Origin of the sequence: Motilibacter rhizosphaerae, assembly GCF_004216915.1 — a bacterium.
GTDB classification, from domain to species: Bacteria; Actinomycetota; Actinomycetes; order Motilibacterales; family Motilibacteraceae; genus Motilibacter; species Motilibacter rhizosphaerae.
Genome location: NZ_SGXD01000003.1, coordinates 628,222 through 644,632, shown reverse-complemented (window position 1 = coordinate 644,632; position 16,411 = coordinate 628,222). Strand labels below are relative to the sequence as shown.

General features: G+C 72.3%; 14 protein-coding genes. 12 read left to right on the top strand and 2 right to left on the bottom strand.

The genetic code is table 11. From position 1 onward, the window contains the following. The first annotated feature begins 75 nt into the window (after positions 1–75). The 9 genes from EV189_RS13825 (at position 76) to EV189_RS13785 (ending at position 11,758) form a co-directional block, all read left to right on the top strand. On the top strand, positions 76–1,647 hold the full coding sequence (locus EV189_RS13825; RefSeq protein WP_165400300.1) for a sugar transferase: 1,572 nt from the start codon (positions 76–78) through the stop codon (positions 1,645–1,647). Positions 1,648–1,686: 39 nt separating this feature from the next. Further along, complete coding sequence (locus tag EV189_RS13820) at positions 1,687–2,841, top strand: glycosyltransferase (RefSeq protein WP_130493508.1); 1,155 nt, start codon at positions 1,687–1,689, stop codon at positions 2,839–2,841. Position 2,842: 1 nt separating this feature from the next. Then, the gene (locus EV189_RS13815; RefSeq protein ID WP_130493507.1) at positions 2,843–4,039 is read left to right on the top strand and encodes a glycosyltransferase family 4 protein; all 1,197 of its coding nucleotides are present in this window, start codon (positions 2,843–2,845) and stop codon (positions 4,037–4,039) included. Further along, on the top strand, positions 4,036–5,226 hold the full coding sequence (locus EV189_RS13810) for a glycosyltransferase (RefSeq protein ID WP_130493506.1): 1,191 nt from the start codon (positions 4,036–4,038) through the stop codon (positions 5,224–5,226). The genes EV189_RS13815 and EV189_RS13810 overlap by 4 nt, the downstream gene beginning before the upstream one ends. 159 nt (positions 5,227–5,385) lie before the next feature. Continuing rightward, the gene (locus EV189_RS13805) at positions 5,386–6,321 is read left to right on the top strand and encodes a Wzz/FepE/Etk N-terminal domain-containing protein (protein WP_130493505.1); all 936 of its coding nucleotides are present in this window, start codon (positions 5,386–5,388) and stop codon (positions 6,319–6,321) included. Between the two features lie 44 nt (positions 6,322–6,365). After that, on the top strand, positions 6,366–7,451 hold the full coding sequence (locus EV189_RS13800; RefSeq protein WP_130493504.1) for a glycosyltransferase family 4 protein: 1,086 nt from the start codon (positions 6,366–6,368) through the stop codon (positions 7,449–7,451). Next, entirely contained in the window at positions 7,448–8,962 is a 1,515-nt protein-coding gene (locus tag EV189_RS13795) for an oligosaccharide flippase family protein (RefSeq protein WP_130493503.1), read from the top strand. Before EV189_RS13800 ends, EV189_RS13795 begins: the two co-directional genes overlap by 4 nt. Before the next feature lie 40 nt (positions 8,963–9,002). Continuing rightward, complete coding sequence (locus tag EV189_RS13790; protein ID WP_130493502.1) at positions 9,003–10,199, top strand: hypothetical protein; 1,197 nt, start codon at positions 9,003–9,005, stop codon at positions 10,197–10,199. A gap of 77 nt (positions 10,200–10,276) precedes the next feature. Then, positions 10,277–11,758, top strand: a complete 1,482-nt coding sequence (locus EV189_RS13785; RefSeq protein ID WP_130493501.1) for an O-antigen ligase family protein — start codon at positions 10,277–10,279, stop codon at positions 11,756–11,758. A gap of 27 nt (positions 11,759–11,785) precedes the next feature. On the opposite strand, the gene EV189_RS13780 is transcribed toward EV189_RS13785, so the two are convergent. Next, positions 11,786–12,355: an LbetaH domain-containing protein gene (locus EV189_RS13780; RefSeq protein ID WP_165400299.1), complete on the bottom strand. Its 570-nt coding sequence runs from the start codon at positions 12,353–12,355 to the stop codon at positions 11,786–11,788. A 204-nt stretch (positions 12,356–12,559) separates the two neighbouring features. On the opposite strand from EV189_RS13780, the gene EV189_RS13775 reads away from it, so the two are divergent. Genes EV189_RS13775 through EV189_RS13765 form a run of 3 tightly spaced genes read left to right on the top strand, consistent with a single transcriptional unit; the run spans position 12,560 to position 15,728 of the window. After that, on the top strand, positions 12,560–13,681 hold the full coding sequence (locus tag EV189_RS13775) for a glycosyltransferase family 4 protein (RefSeq protein ID WP_130493499.1): 1,122 nt from the start codon (positions 12,560–12,562) through the stop codon (positions 13,679–13,681). Then, a complete protein-coding gene (locus EV189_RS13770) occupies positions 13,678–14,811 on the top strand; it encodes a glycosyltransferase family 4 protein (RefSeq protein ID WP_130493498.1) in 1,134 nt (377 codons plus the stop codon). Before EV189_RS13775 ends, EV189_RS13770 begins: the two co-directional genes overlap by 4 nt. 32 nt (positions 14,812–14,843) lie before the next feature. After that, complete coding sequence (locus EV189_RS13765) at positions 14,844–15,728, top strand: glycosyltransferase family 2 protein (protein ID WP_165400297.1); 885 nt, start codon at positions 14,844–14,846, stop codon at positions 15,726–15,728. Positions 15,729–15,799: 71 nt separating this feature from the next. Here EV189_RS13765 and EV189_RS20255 read toward each other — a convergent pair. Then, positions 15,800–16,411 (bottom strand): hypothetical protein (locus EV189_RS20255; protein ID WP_231116376.1); only part of this gene is annotated, 612 nt, incomplete at its 5' end.

The following is a 16,411-nucleotide window of genomic DNA, read 5'->3' as shown; positions in this document are numbered from 1 at the left end:
GGGTGGAGCCGGTGGGTCAACGCTGCCCGAGCCGCTCCCCGTCAGGGTGCGACGACGCGGACATGGAGGTGCAGCGTGACCACGATCGGAGACGCACTGCCCGGACCCCGGGACGAGCTCGGGGCTGGTCGCCCCGAGGTCATCCGGGCCGAGGACCTCGAGGCGGCCCTCGCCGCCCCCGCTCGCGGGGGTGCCATCGACCTCGAGCGCCGGACCCGGATCCTCGAGCCGCACCCCGCCGACGTCGCCGCCCTGCGGCAGAGCACGACCCCGGCCGACCTCCTGGCGCCGGCGCGGTCGCGCTCGCTGGCCCAGCGGCTGACGCCCACGAGCACGCACGCGATCCTCGCCGTGGACCTCGTCGCCGCCGTCGCGCCGATCGTCCTGCTCGGCGGGGGCGACCGCGGCTGGCTCCTGCTCACCGCCGCGCTCGCCGCGGTGCTCTGCGCCGCCGTCGGCCTCTACCGCCCGCAGCTCCAGCTGTTCGTCCTCGACGACGCCCCGACGATCCTCCTGCGCTGGGCCGCGGCCCTCGGCGCCACGAGCCTGGTCATGCTGACGCTGACGACGCCGGCCGACCCGCGGCGCTTCGCGCAGGTGAGCGCCCTCGGCGCCCTCACCGTCTGCCTCGGCCGGGCGTCGTCCTACCGCCTCGTCCGGGCCGTGCGCGCGACGCGCGTCGTCGGGCACCGCGCGCTGTTCCTCGGCGGCAGCCCGGAGGCTGCGGAGATGGCGACGATCCTGCGCGAGGACCACCGCTACGGCCTGCAGCCGCTGGGCTTCATCGACGACGCCGGTGACGAGTGGCAGAAGACCGATCTCGGCTCGCGCCTCGGCAAGGTCGACCAGCTCGACGAGATCATCAAGACCTACGACGTCGAGGTGCTGATCGTCGCGCCGGGTGCGACCCCCGAGGCGAAGATCGTCGAGTCGCTCCGATCGGGCCACGCCTCGAGCTGCGCCATCTACCTCGTCCCGCGGCTCGCCGGCGCACTGAGCGCCCAGGGCGTCGTGGACCACATCGGCGCGATCCCCGTGATGCGCCTGCGCGGCCCGCGCTACCGCGCTGCCCTCGGCTGCGCCGTGAAGCGCGCCTTCGACGTGGCTGCGAGCGCCGCGGCGATCCTGGTCTTCTCCCCGGTGCTGGTCGCGTGCGCCCTCGCGGTGCGCACCACGGGGCCGGACATCATCTTCCGCCAGCAGCGGGTCGGCAAGGACGGGCACCTGTTCGACGTCCTCAAGTTCCGCTCCATGCGCCCGGTGAGCGAGGCCCAGCTGGCCGCCTGGAGCGCGATCGGCGACCCGCGCATCACCAAGGTCGGCAAGTTCCTCCGCAAGACCTCGCTGGACGAGCTCCCGCAGCTCTGGAACGTCCTGCGCGGCGACATGACGCTGGTCGGGCCCCGGCCCGAGCGCCCCTCGTTCGTCGAGCAGTTCACGCAGGAGATCCCGGACTACGCCCACCGGCACCGCGTGCGCGGCGGCCTCACGGGCATGGCCCAGGTGAGCGGACTGCGCGGTGGCAGCACGTCGATCGAGCGCCGCGCCCGCTTCGACAACTACTACATCGAGAACTGGTCGTTCTGGCTCGACATCAAGGTCATCCTGCGTACGGTCCGCGAGGTCACCGGGGCACGTGGTGGCTGAGGTGCGGCCGGGAGCAGCGGGTTGAGCCGGGAGCATGTCGTGTTCGCCGCCAAGAGCCCGTGGTCGCCGGCCATCCGGCGTGAGCACGCGCTCGCGCAGGAGGCAGTGGCGGCGGGTCACCGCGTCGACTTCGTCGAGCAGCCGGTGGATGTCCGGGCCCTGCGCTCGCCGCGCGGCGCGTACGACTTCGCCCGTGGCCTGCGCGGGCACGCGCGCCAGCAGGTGGTCCCCGGCGGCAGCGTCCGCGTGTGGTCGCGCAGCACGGTCCTCCCGGGCCACCGCGGGGAGGTGGGTCGCAGCAGCAACGGCCTGCTGCTCCAGCAGCTCCTGCGCCGGGTCACCACGCCGGAGTCGGTGCTGGTGTGCCAGGCACCGTGGGACTGGCACGCGGTCCGCTCGACGCCCGCGCGGCGCCGCGTCTTCGACTGCACGGACGACTGGACGGCGCTGATGCCGCACCGGGCTGCGATGGTGCGCGACACCTACGCCCGGATCGGGGTGGAGGCCGACGAGGTCATCGTCGTCAACCCCTCGCTCGCCGAGGACTTCCCGCGGGCCCGGGTCACCGTGGTGCGCAACGGCGTGCTCTCCGCGCTCGTGCGCGACGAGCCGGCCAGCCGCCCCGGTGCACGGCGCATGGCGTACGTGGGCACCCTGAGCGAGCGCTTCGACGCGCCCCTGCTGGCCCGCGTGCTCGAGCTGCTCCCGGACTGGAGCCTCGACCTCTACGGCCAGTGCCGCTACGCGGGCCACGGGGACGAGCCCGCGCCGGAGCTGCAGCAGCTGCTGGACACGGCAGACGGTCGGGTCCGGTGGCACGGCGTCGTCTCGCGGGAGCAGCTCGGCTCCGTGCTGGACGCGGCGGACGTGCTCGTGGTCGCCAACCGGCCCGAGCTCTCCCAGGGCCAGTCGTCGATGAAGGTCTTCGACTACGCCGCCCGCGGACGCCCCATCGTGACGACGGTCCCGCAGATGGCCGACGCTGCCGACGCCCCTCCCGGGACGCGGCTGGCCAGCACCGCCGAGGAGTTCGCGGCCATGGTGGTCGAGGCCAGCGAGGAACCGCTGGCCACGGCCAAGGAGCGCATCGCCTGGGCGGCGTCCGCGGCGTGGTCGTCGCGGTGGCGCGAGTGGAGTGCCATGGCCATCCGGGGGGAATACCTCTCGGACGACTCCGGCCAGAGGGGGGCCTGACGTGCGCGACCAGGAACGCGTCGTCATGCTCACCAACGCCATCGCGCCCGACAAGCTGGGCGGTCTGGAGCGCGTCGTGCGCGAGCTCAGCGCGCAGCTCGTGAGGGCGGGCGTCGACGTCACCGTCGTGACGAAGCAGGTGGACCGCGCCCACCCGCGCGAGGAGGTCGGCGAGGACGGGGTGCGGATCGTCCGGCACCCCGTGCCCAGCAAGAAGAACCCGCTCTTCGCCGTGCAGTACCCCCTCGCCGTGGCGAAGGGCGTGCGCGACGAGCTGGCCCGCTTCCCGGACGCCGTGCTGCACGCGCACTACGCGATCACCGGGCTGCCGGTCTCCTTCGGCTCCAGGCCGTACCTCTACACCTTCCACGCTCCGGTCTACAAGGAGATGCTGTCGGAGCGGCAGGACAGCTACGCACTGCCCGGGTTCGTGCAGCGCCCCGCCGTCGCATCGCTGCGCGCGGCTGAGGCGCGTGTCGTGCGCAAGTCCCAGAAGGCCGTGGTGCTCAGCGAGTTCATGCGCGACGAGCTCCGCCAGCTCGACCAGTCGACGGGCGACGGTGCTGCCGTGATCGCGGGCGGCATCGACGTCGACTGGTTCTCCGAGGGGCCGCGGACGCGCGACGCGTGGGCGGAGCAGGCGCAGCCGCTGCTCTTCACCGCGCGCCGCTTCACCGCCCGCACGGGGGTCGCGCAGCTGGTGCAGGCGATGCCTGCCGTGCTGCAGAGGTTCCCCGGAGCCCGCTTGGCGGTGGCGGGGGACGGCCGGCTCCGTCCCGAGATCGAGGCGGACATCGCCCGCCTCGGGCTCGGCGAGTCGGTGCGCCTGCTGGGTCGCGTGTCGGACGAGGACCTCCTGCGGTGGTACCGCAACGCCGACCTGACGGTCATGCCGACCCAGGAGCTGGAGGGGTTCGGGCTCACGACGGGGGAGTCCATGGCCTGCGGGACTCCCGTGCTCGTGACCCCCGTGGGGGCCAACCCCGAGCTGGTGAGGGACATCCACCCTGCGCTCGTCGCGCAGGCAGCAACCCCGGACGCGATGGCCGCGTCCATCATCACCCTGCTGTCGGAACCTGCGCTGCTGCAGGAGCTCCGGCCTCGGGTCCGGGACCACGCTGTCGGTCAGTGGTCCTGGAAGGTCGTGCTCGAGAAGCACCGGAACCTTTACGCCCACATCCGGGAGGTGCGCTCATGAGAGCGCTGCGCGTGCTGCACGTGACCCAACCGACGACCGCCGGAGTCGCCCGCTGGGTGGCCGCCCTAGCCCAGGACCAGTCGTCGCGCGGCTGGGACGTGACCGTGGCCTCCCCCCAGGGCTGGATCCAGGAGGAGTGCGAGCGCCTCGGCGTGCGGCACGTCCTCTGGGAGGCCAGCCGCTCGCCCGGGCGCAGCACCCGGGGTGAGATCCGCACCTTGCGGCAGATCGTCCGCCGCGGCGGCTTCGACGTCGTGCACCTCCACAGCAGCAAGGCCGGTCTCGCCGGCCGGCTCGCCCTGCGCGGCGCGCTGCCGACGGTGTTCCAGCCGCACTGCTGGTCGTTCCAGGCCGCGGGCGGCGCCATGGGCCGGGCCTCCCTCGCCTGGGAGAAGTTCGCCGCCCGCTGGGCCTCCAGCATCGTCTGCGTCTCCAACGAGGAGAAGCGGATCGGCGCCGAGGCCGGCATCCCCGCGGACCGCCTCGTGGTCATCCGCAACGGCGTCGACCTCAAGACCTGGACCGCACGATCCAACGCCGACCGGGCTGCAGCCCGCGCCCAGCTCGGCGTCGAGTCGGGGGTCCCCGTCGTCGTCACCGTCGGGCGGCTGGCTGAGCAGAAGGGCCAGGACCTGCTCCTGGCCGCATGGCCCAAGGTGCGCGAGGCGGTGCCGGAGGCGCGCCTCTACCTCGTGGGTGACGGCCCGATGCGCCCGCAGCTCGAGCAGCTCGCGCGCTCGACGGAGGGCGTCCACCTCATCGGGGACACCGACGGAGTCGCGGACTGGTACGCCGCGGCCGACGTCGTCGCGCTGCCCTCCCGCTGGGAGGGCCTCGCGCTCGCCGTGCTCGAGGCGGCGGCGTCGGGTCGCAGCGTCGTGGCCACGAACGTGTCGGGCATGGAGGAGGTGCTGAGCGAGGACGGCGCGTCGGGAGGGGCGGTCGTCCCCCTCGAGAGCCCCGAACTCGCGACGGAGCTGGCCAACGCGGTCATCGCCCGCCTGCGCGACCCCCAGCTGGCGCTGTCCGAGGGCGACCACGGTCGCGCGAGGGTGGAGGCGGCCTTCGACCTGCGTGAAGCCGCGCGGCAGACGGCAGTCCTGGCCGTCGACCTCGCGTCGACGGGGCGGACGCCGCTCTTCGAGCGGGAGTCCGCGGTGGCGTCGACGCTGCAGGTCGAGCCGTAGGGACCACCGCTCCTGGCCAAGGCACCGGCGCTGGTCTAGCATGGTCGTTCGACTGATGACCGAGCGGTGCCGGACATTCGACTGTCTTTCGGCCTCCTCTGATCCTCTTTGGGCGACGGCGCCCACTCCCGGCGCCTCGACCCCCCAAGGAGTTCCTGCGTGAGCGACACCGCACCCACCCGCCTCGATGCCATCTGGCCGGCCAAGTGGCTGATCGTCGCCGTCGCCCTGCTGCTCGGCGCCGGCGTGTTCCTGTACGTCAAGGCGCAGCCGGTCTCCTACTCCGCGCAGTCGAGCGTCCGCGTCACCGTGCCGCAGACCAAGAACGGCGCCCGCGACTCCGCGCTCGCCTCGGAGGAGCTGGCGGCGCAGTACGCGCAGTACGCGACGAGCACGGACGTCCGCTCGTCGGCGGAGAAGCGGCTCGGCGCCGGCGTCGGTCAGGTGACTGCGGTGCCGCTGAACAACTACAACCTCATCGCGGTGACCGCCAGCGGCAGCACGGCGAAGCAGGCTGCTGCCCGGTCGAACGCCGTCGCCGAGGCGCTGGTCGACTACGTGACGACCGTGAACTCGTCGGTGGTGAGCGCTGCTTCCAAGCGGGTGAAGGCGCAGCTCGACTCGCTCGACAGCCAGATCACCTCGATCCGCGCCCAGATCAAGAAGCTCCAGGCGGTGGCCCAGGGCACGGGTCGCGCCGCCGACCTCGCTCAGGCCGAGGTGGCGAGCCAGCAGTCGCTGCTGTCGAACCTCCTCAACGTCCAGCAGAACACGCTCAGCGGGTCGACCAACGACATCCTCGTCGGTCAGCCCGACGTCGCCGTGGTGGACCAGCCGCAGGTCGGGTCTCCCGTCACGAAGCACGCTCCGCTCTACGCGGTCGTGGCCTTCCTCGTGGCCCTGCTTGCCCTGAGCGAGGTCGCCGTCCTCCGCGCCCGGGTGCGGGCGCGCGGCCGTACGACCCGGTCGTCCCGCTCGTCCTCGTCGGGTGCTGCGCCCGAGGACGAGCAGGGCCTGGACATCCCCAACACCCTGGCCAACGGCAACGCGCCTGCCGCGACGCGCCCCAGCGCCTCCGCTCGCTCCCTGCGCTGAGGCGGGACCGCGCCCGCCCGTCCCGCCCGAGCTGAGGAGCCCCCGTGCGCATCGTCCTCGCGACCCCCGCAGCAGAGGCCGGCGGCGTCTGGAAGCACGTCCTCGACCTCGCAGCCGGCTTCCAGCAGCGGGGTCACCAGGTGACCGTCGCGCTGCCTCCCGGCGCGGAGCCGCGGATGACCGAGGCCGCAGACAGGCTGGGGCTCCGCGCTGCTCCGCTGCAGGAGTCCCGCTCCCTCCAGGCCGACGTCTGGCACCTGCACCTGCCCAAGTCCCTCGAGTGGGGCGCGCTGAAGTGGATGGCGGGCGCACGTCGCGTCCGGGGGCGCGCGACCATCGTGACGGAGCACCTGCCGCGGGTCCCCGCGACCGACCCGACCCTGCCGTGGGACCCGGGCGTCGTGCTGGGCAGGGCCAAGCCCGGTGCGGCACTGGCGAAGACGGCGCTCAAGAAGGCGATGCTCCTCCCCGCCGACCGTGTGATCGCGGTCAGCGAGCACTCGCGCCGGTTCCTGCTCTCGCGCTACGGGTTGCGGCCGGAGCGTGTCGTGGCAGTGCCCAACGGGGTGGTCCCGCCCGAGGTCGTCGAGCCCGTCCCGGACCCGGAGGGGGTCCTGCGCGTGCTCAGCGTCGGCGCCCTGCACTTCCGCAAGGGGTACGACGTGCTGCTCGACGCCGCTGCGCTCTCGTCGGGCACGTGGTCGGTGTCGGTGATCGGCGAGGGACGGGAGATGGAGGCCATCCGGGCCAGGGCGGCCGAGCTGCCGAGGACCTCCGTCGACCTGCTCGGGTGGCGACCCGACGCCGCTCGCGCAGCTGAGGCGGCGCACGTCCTCTGCCTGCCCTCGCGCTCGGAGGCCATGCCCTACTCGGTGCTCGAGGCCATGGCGTGCGGTCGTGCGGTCGTCGCCTCGGCCGTGGACGGGGTCCCCGAGCTCGTGGAGGACGGTGTCACCGGTCTGCTGGTCCCCCCCGACGACCCCTCCGCCCTGGCCGCCGCCCTGGACCGGCTCGACAAGGACCGCGCGGCGGTCCTGGAGATGGGCGCGGCGGGACGTGCGCGGCTGCTGTCGCGCTTCACCCTCGAGACGATGCTGGAGTCCACGTTGCGCGTCTACGAGTCGGCATGAGCGTCGTCGACGAAACGCCTGCGCCGTCGGCGAGCCCGGAGGACGGTCACAGCGCTGGGTCCGCTCCCGAGCACGGGGCGTCGCTCGCGAAGAAGGTCGCCGGCTCCGCCGTGAACATGATCGGGCGGCGCGTCCTCCTGCTCGTCCTGTCCGCGGTGTCCACCGCTGCCCTGACCCGGGGCATGGGGCCGGCGCAGTACGGTGCGTTCGCGTCCGCCCTGGCGGTCTGGACGCTGCTGATGAGCGCCGGCGACACCGGCTTCGCCCTCCTGCTCGGGCGCGACCTCGCCGTCACCGAGGAGCGCGGTGCCCTGCTGTCCGCCGCCTACCGCATGCAGGCGGTCTGGGCGGGCCTGCTGACCGCCGTGCAGCTGGCGCTGGCGTTCGCCGCCGGACTCGACACCGTGCGGGGCCAGTGCATGCTCGCGTTCGCGGTGAGCGTCCCGTTCGTCTCGCTGAACAGCGCTCGGCAGGTCTTCACCAGCTTCTACAAGACCGGCGAGCTCGTGGTGGCGGACCTCGCCGTGACCGCGGCCCAGGTCGCGGTCGTCGTCGTGGGAGCGGTCCTCGGTGCCGGTCCTGTCTTCTTCGCGGGCGCGCTCAGCGCCGGGTCGCTGACGACCGCGGTGGCTGTCGCGCTCATGGCGCGCCGTCACGTCGCACTGCAGCGGTCCTACCGCTCGCTCCGCCGGCGCGTGCTCCGCGGCGTGTTCGAGCTGGGCGGCGTCGCCTTCATGTCCCGGGTCTACGTCTCGGTGGACCTGATCCTGCTGGGGTGGCTGTCCGCGACGCAGGTGGCGATCGGCCAGTACGCGGTGGCGACCAAGGTGTACACGCTCGTGGGCACCGTGCCGAGCCTGATCGTCTCGTCGGCGATGCCCGCGCTGGCGGCGCTCCTGCGCGGCGACCGCGTCGACTTCGACGCGATGCTGTCCAAGCTGTGGCACTGGCTGCTGGTGCTGGGCATGCCCGTCTACGTCGTCTCGGCGGTCGGGGCTCCCTTCGTCATCCACGCGCTCGCCGGCTCGTCGTACGACGGGTCGTCCGGCATGCTCCGCATCCTCAGCGTGGTCGGCCTCGTCAGCGTGGTGAACGGCTTCCTGGGGACCGTCCTGGTCGTCCGGCACATGGTTCCCGCGATGCTCGTGCAGAACGCCCTGGCGATCGTCGTCAACGTCGTCGGCAACGTCGTCCTCGTGCCCCGCTACGACGCCGTGGCCTCCGCCTGGGTGACGCTGGCCACGGAGCTGCTCATCTGCACGGCCTCCGTCGTCTCTCTGCGGAGGGTCGTCCCCTTCGGCCAGCTCGCCAGGGTGTCAGGGCGTCCGCTGCTCGCGCTCGCCCTCAGCGCAGCTGCCGGTGCCGCGCTCGTGCGCGTACCGCTGCTGTCCGCGGTCCTCACCCTCGTCGTGCTCGTGATCTCGGGCGCGGTCCTCGGTGCCCTCCCCCCCGAGCTCAGTCGCTTCACCGACAAGCTCCCTGGCCCGGTCCGGCGGATCCTGCCGACCTGACCTCGCGGAGCGCTCCCTTCATGGAGAGGCCCCACCACGGATGTCCCGTCCCCGCACCGCTCTGCTCGCGGTGCCGGTGCTGCTGCTCGCTCTGATCGCCGCGTTGCTGCTCCGGCCGGAGGAGGGGGAGGAGCACAGCGCCTGCTCGAGCAGCGCCGTCACGCCTGGCCTCGCCGAGGCGCTCGCCCTCCGCAGCGCCCGGTCCTCGCCGGAGGACCCGCGCTTCTTCGCGGACGGCGTGTGGCACTTCGACGGCTCCTGCCCGCGCTGTGCCCTGGGAGCCGTCGTGGCTGACGCCGTCCTCGGTGCGACGGAGCACGACTCCGTGCACGCCGGCCGCGCCCTCGAGGCCCTGTCCCGCTTCATCCGTGCACGGCAGCAGGCGAACGGGAGCTTCGCCTCGTCGTTCCCGCAGCAGGTCAAGCAGCCCGACATCGACACGGCGATGGTGACGGGGCAGGTCGCCCTGGTGGCGCTCCTGCTCGCCGACAGGATGGACGGCCGGCAGCGGGCGGAGCTCGCGGCGAGTGTCCGAGGAGGCGCCGACTTCCTCATCCGCAACGGCAACCTCCACTGGTACACCAACGGCAACATCGCCCTGTTCAACGCCGTGGACATGGCCTTCGCCCAGCGCCTGACGGGCGACGCCGCCTACGGTGCCCGCTACCGCGAGGCTCTCGAGTTCGCCCTGCACCCGCAGGGCAGGGGACACGCCCCCGCGGGTGCAGGGCTCGTCGTGACGCGCCGAGGAGCTCGAGCCGACGGCTCGGACGGAGCGGGCTACCTCTCAGAGAGCGCCGGTGGCGCCGAGGGGTTCGACCCGGACTACGGCCAGGTGCAGCTGGACGTCGCTCTGCGCCTGTGGCTGCTGGAGAGGGACACGGAGTCCCTGCGCCTGGTCAACCTGCTCTACGGGCAGCTGGCGCAGCGGGTGGACGTCGCACGGGACCGCTTGGACACGTCGGGGGGCTCGCGGCACCAGGAGCCCGGTCGCTGGATCTACTTCGACAGCGCCGCACCCGTGGCCCTGTGGCGCCTGGACGGGCGGGACGACCTGCGGCGCCCCGCTCTAGCGGTCTGCTCCCACCTCGTGCCGCGCTTCGCCTCGACCTACCAGGGCGCAGACCCCAACGAGTACTTCGCGCTGGGGTCGCAGGCGGCGATGACCGTGCTGGTGGCCCACCTCGCAGGGACCCGAGCGCGTGATCGGCCCTTGGCCTCGGCGTCCTTCGGGTAGACCCCGCGCGTGGTAGCCTCGTGACTCCACGTCGGGCAACGGAGCCACTCATACACCTGAGGTGAGGAGCGCCCCGCGTGAGCGCTGTCAACACGTTCCGTCTCGAGGGCCCCTCGGTGGGCACCCGGTCCCGCTCGCCGTTCCTGGTGGCAGTCCTGTGCGCTGTCGTCGCCGTCGCCGCCTCGACCGGGATCGTGGCCTCCCACCTGTTCTCGCAGCAGAGCACCCTGAAGTACGCGCTCACCGTCGCGGGCCCGGTGGCGGGCCTGGCGCTCGCGGCAGTGCAGCGGCGCAGTCTGCTCCTCGTCTTCCTCCTCACGGTCATGGCGCCGTTCTCGGTCGAGGCGACCTTCTCCGGGGTGAGCGTCACGCCCCTGTTCCTGCTCCTCGTCCCTGCCGCGGTCGCCGTCTACCTGCGCAGCAGTGCGGACCACGCCGGCCCCCGCAGCACGCTGCGGTCCGTGGGCTGGGTCGCCCTCGCGGCCGCCTCCACGTCCCTGCTGCGGACCTCGCACCCGACGCGCACGCTCACGCTCCTGTGCGTCACGGTCGTGGTGCCGCTGGTGGTCTCGCACGTCGTGGTCCGGGAGGAGCAGGGCCGGACCAGGGTCGCGCAGGCCCTCGTCTGCGCCGCCTCCCTCCAGGCGGTCCTCGCGCTGTACGAGGTGGCGACGCAGCACCGGCTCAACCTGTACGGCGGCCAGCAGAGCACGGACTACTTCTTCGCCTACGAGGACACCTTCCGACCCGCTGCCGCCATGCCGGACCCGATCTCCCTCGGGAACCTGCTGGCGCTCTCGCTCCCCATCGTGCTCGTGCTCGGCCTGTCGGCGAAGCGTGCGGTCGAGCGGGCAGCCTGTGCGGTGGTGGGGGTGGTCCTGGTCACGGCCCTCGCCTTCACGCTTTCCCGCATGAGCTGGATCGGGGCCACCGTGGGGATCGTCCTCGCGCTGGCGGTCATGCCCCGTCGCACGGCACTGCGGGGCGCGGGCTCCGTCGCGGGCCTCGGCCTGCTCGCGATCGCTGCGGCACTCTCGCTCGGAGGGCCCACCATCCGCGACAGGTTCGCCTCCATCCTCCGGCCCACGGGCGCCAAGGTCTCGACGCAGCAGGGGGATCTCGACCGGCTCCGCATCTGGCACGCCGCGAAGCAGGCGTTCTGGGAGCACCAGTGGACGGGTCTCGGCTTCGGCAACATCGACAAGTGGATCGTCGCGCGCGTACCAGGTCAGACCCTCGGGACGCACGCCCACGACGCGTACCTCAACGTCGCGGCTGAGGCTGGCGTCGTCGGTCTCGCAGCACTCGTCCTCGTGCTCCTCGCGGCCTGGACCGACATCTTCTCAGGCGCCGCTTCAGACCGCCTGTTCGCCGCTGGGACAGCAGGTGCGCTCGGGGCCGTCATGGTGGGGTGGGCGACGGACTACACCGTCCGGCTCCCGGCCGTCATGGCTGTCCTCGCCGTGCTGTTCGGCCTCATCAGCGGCACCGCGCGGCTCAGGGCCGGTGCCGCTGTGCAGCGCAGCGAGGCTGCCGGCCCGGGGACCTCGCGGTCCTGAGCCCGAGGGGCTCCGCGGTGCTCAGTGTCAGTGGCGCCACTCGTAGGCCACGCCGCTGCGCAGGACCTTGGCGGGCACCCCGCCGATGATCACCCCGCTCTCCTCGAAGCTCTTGGTCACGACCGCGTTCCCCGCCACCGTGACGCGGTCGCCCAGTCGCACGTCACCCGTGATGCGGGCTCCGGGGCCTATGTAGGCGTCGTCCCCGATGGTGGGTACTCCCTCGTGCGTCGCCCCGATCGTCGTGGAGGGGTGGATCCGGCAGTTGGCGCCGATGCGAGCGCGAGTGTTGACGGTGATGGTCCCGTAGTGGGCGATCGAGAGTCCGGGCCCGAACGTCCCCAAGGGGATGGTGAACCCGAGGACGGCGGCCTGGCGCAGGTGGAGCCGCCACAGGACGGCGAGCCTGATGCGCTGGAGAGGCGTGGGGGGCTGCGTCGTCAGGTACTCGAGCCGACGCAGGGACCGCTGCCACCGCAGGATCCGTGCCTGGCTCGTAGGACTCACGGCGTGCCGCCAGTTCCACGAGCCGTGGATCCCGTTTGCGCGGAGGTCCTCAGCCAGGTAGAGCTCGAGCTCGTGCTTGCTCGTGATCATGCTCCCATCGTGGCAGGGGAATGTTGCGCTGAGGTAGCCGAGATCGATTGTTGTCTCGTCCTCACAGGGACTTCTCTGCGCAGGGGAGTGGTGACGTGACATCCATGCGAACGCAGGGTGTGTCTTTCGTGGCGTCGCGCCTCTCCGGTAGGCTCGGTCATCGAGGCCATCGGACCGTCCTCTGCCCTTCGGCTCGACCCTTGGATGGTTCGCATGCCCAGCAGCTCGCCGAGAGTGCTCCTGCTGACACCCGTCTTCCCGCCGGCCAGAGGCGGGATCGAGACCCTCTCGCTGCAGATGAGCCGACACCTGGGCGAGTGCGCGCTCCTCGTCGTGACCGCGGAGCAGGACGGCTGGCGCGAGTGGGACGCCGGCAGCGGCTTGACCGTCGAGCGGGTCGCGAACGTCCCGCGGGGCGGCCGGAAGACGCAGCTGCGCTTGACAGCTGCCGCAGTCACAGCTGCACGGAGGTTCAAGCCCGACATCACGGTGTCGATGCACGTGCGACTGGGGCCGGCCGCAGAAGCGGTGCGGGCGCTGACCAAGTGCCGGTGGGTGCAGTACTACCACGCGAAGGAGGTGCCCACGTGGCGCCGCCAGGCCGGGTGGTGCGCCAAGAGGGCGGACGCGCACATCGCGGTGTCGCGCTACACCGCGGACCTGGTCGAGCGCGCAGGCGGCCCCCGCGACCGCGTCGCAGTGGTGCCGCCCGGCATCGACCTGCCCTCGGGTGGGGTCACGGCGAAGCGCGGCGGTCCACCGCGGCTGCTCACGATCTCCCGGCTCGCCGATTCGTACAAGGGCCACGACGTGGTGCTGGAGGCGCTTCCCGCCCTCCTCGAGGAGTTCCCCGACCTCCGCTGGGACGTAGTGGGCGACGGACCGCTGCGCGAGTCCCTCGAACGACGCGCGAGCTCGGCAGGAACGGCGACCGCCGTGTCGTTCCGCGGCAGCGTGTCCGACGACGAGCGCGACGAGCTGCTGGGGCAGGCCCACGTCTTCGTGATGCCCAGCAGGGTGAGCGAGGACGGCAAGGACGGGGAGGGGTTCGGGATCACGTACGTCGAGGCCGCTGCGCACGGCGTGCCCGTCGTGGCGGCCGCGGAGGGAGGAGCGCTCGACGCCGTGGCGGACGGCCGCACCGGCCTCCTCGTGGACCCGCGCGATCCCGCTGCGGTCGCGGGTGCCGTCGGGAGGATCCTGCGCGACGAGGACGAGCGGCTCCGGATGGCGGAGGCCGGGATCGACTGGGCGAAGGGCTTCTCCTGGGAGCGGGTAGCAGCCGCGACCCGGTCGGTGCTGTTCGAGGGAGTCGGTGCCCGATGAGGATCGCGGTCGTCCACAACCTCCCTCCGGGCGGCGCGAGGCGCCGGGTCGAGGGCCATCTGCGCGGGCTCGAGGGTGAGGTGAAGGAGTTCGTCCTCGAGAGCGCGACACCGGTGACGGATGACGCCGTGATCGTGCCGCTCACCCAGCGTGCCGACTCCGTGCCCCGCGCTCTCAAGCCGCTCGTGCGCTACCCCGACCACCTCGCGCTCCTGCTCGCCTGGCGCACGTTGTCGCGGGCCGTCGCAGCGTGGAGCCCGGACGTGGTCTACCTGAACCCCTGCCGCTACCTGCAGACGCCGCCGCTGGCCGACGTCGGGGGCGCCCCGATCGTCTACTACTGCGACGAGCCGCGAAGGGCGGACTACGAGCAGCAGGCCCGCTCCAGCAAGAACACCGTGACGCGCCTGCCGTACTGGCTGCTGCACGAGAGCGAGCGCCGAGCGGACCGCAGGGGCGTCGCGCGCGCGTCGCGGGTGCTGACCAACTCCCGCTACACGAGCGGGACCATCCGCAGGGCGTACGGCGTCGACTCCCACGTCGTCTACTGCGGAGTGCCGGAGCTCTTCACTCCCGCTGCGGACGCGCTGGTGCCGACCCACGTCCTCTCCGTCGGGACGCTGATCCCGACGAAGGGGCACGATCTCGTGCTCGAGGCCGTGGCAGGGGCAGGGCTGGACCTGCCGGTGGTCGTGGTCTCGCCGCGGAGCCGCCCCGAGGAGGAGCAACGGCTGCGCGCCCTCGCCGAGCGGCTCGGAGTGCAGCTGTCCGTGCGCGTCGGAGTGTCGGACGATGAGCTGCTCGAGCTCTTCCGCCGCGCGTTCGCCACGATGTACCTCGCGGTGGCCGAGCCCTACGGCCTGGTCAGCATCGAAGCGCAGTCGAGCGGGTGCCCGGTCGTCGTGGCTGACGAGGGTGGGCTGCCCGAGACCGTGGTGGACGAAGCGGGGGTGGTCGTCCCTCGCACGGCCGCCGCTGCAGCTCGTGCGCTGGTCGACCTCCAGGACCCCCGCGCCCGGGACAAGGCCGTGGTGGCCGCTCGCGGCAGCACGGCCCGCAACACCTGGGCCGCGTCCTCCGCGCAGGTGCTCGAGCACCTGCGCGACGTCACCGGCCGCGCCCGTCCGTGACCACCATGAGCCCGTCCAGTGGAAGGAACCCCGTGCCCGGCAGCAGGACGACCATCGAGGCTCTCGTCGTGGCCTACAACAGCGTCGACGACATCGAGGACTGCCTGCGCTCCCTGCTGGACTCGGCTCCGCAGGACAGTGACATCGACTTCTCCGTCGCCGTCCTCGAGAACGGCAGCCCCCGGAGCTGCGCGGAGGTCGTGCGGACGAAGTTCCCCGAGGTCCGCCTGCTCGAGATCGAGCGCAACCGGCTCTTCGGAGGAGGGATGAACCTCCTCGTGGACACGAGCCGCGCTGACTACGTCCTGATCATGAACCCCGACACCGTGACGCCGAAGGACATCTGCACTCCGCTGCTCGAGGCGCTGCGGGAGGACCCGGCGGCCATCGTCGCGGGTCCCAAGCTCGTCTACCCCGACGGCACCCTGCAGCAGTCGGTCACCCGCTTCCCGGGAGTCGACTTCGAGATCGGTCTGCTGCTGCAGAACACCCGACTCGGCTCCCTCGTCAGGCCCGTATGGGACCCCCGGAAGGCTGTCGCCAGAGTCCGTCAGGACCTCACCGGCATCACCGGCACCACTGTCGTCGAGTCGCTCTGGGCGACCGTCTGGCTGATGAAGCGCGCTGATGCGCTCGCGTACGGTCCCTTCAACCCGGCTTTCCCGATGTACGACGAGGATCTCGACTTCTGCCTGCGGGCGAGGAAGGACGGGCGGCACGCCCTCTACGTGCCCGCTGTCGAGGTCGTGCACATCGGCGGTGCGAGCTCCACCAGCGAGCAGAAGCGGCAGATGATGCGGAGAGCGCGCCGCACCCTCCACCGGCACCACTCGAACCGAGTGGCGGCGCTCGCCTACGAGGCGGTCGACAGCGGGCTCGAGCGGCTGCGCCAGCTCAAGGCGCGCAGAGCGGGCTAGGTCTCCGGCGGCGGCGAGGACGAAGGGCCGACAGCGTGGTGCTGTCGGCCCTTCGTCCGTCGTCCCGAGTGCTAGGTGGTCACTGTCACGGCCACCACGGAGCTCGTCAGTGCGCTCCCGTCCGCGGTCACCGCGCGGTACGCCGCACTGCCCCGAGGTGTGATCACCCACTTGGCGACGCCGTTGGTGTCGGTGGTTCCAGTGGAGGTGGTGATCCAGAGGCCGTCGACACCCTGCTGCTGAAGCCACACCTGGACGCCTGCGAGGGTGCTCGTCCTGGCGAGCACCGCCTTCACCACGACAGACGTGCCGCTCCTCACGGCGCTTGCGCTCGCCGTCAGTCCGAGCGTGGCGCGGGGGCTGACGGTGACGGTGTAGGTGGCGTTGGCGGGCAGGGCGGGGGAGTCGGTGGTGGCGCTGGTGGTGATGCGGTAGGTCGCGGTGGTGTGCGGGGTCTGGGTGAAGGTGCCGGTGCCGGTGGTGTCGGTGGTGGTGGTGGCGATGGTGGTCCAGCCGGTGCTGGTCTGCTGCTGGAGCTGCATGGGGATGCCGGCGGGGGTGAGGGCGTTGGCGACGGTGCCGGTGAAGGTCACGGGGTCGCCGTCGGTGAGGGTGAGGGTGCTGGCCTTGGAGGTCAGGGCGATCTTGCCGCGGACGGTGATGGTCGCGGTGGTGGGGCTGGT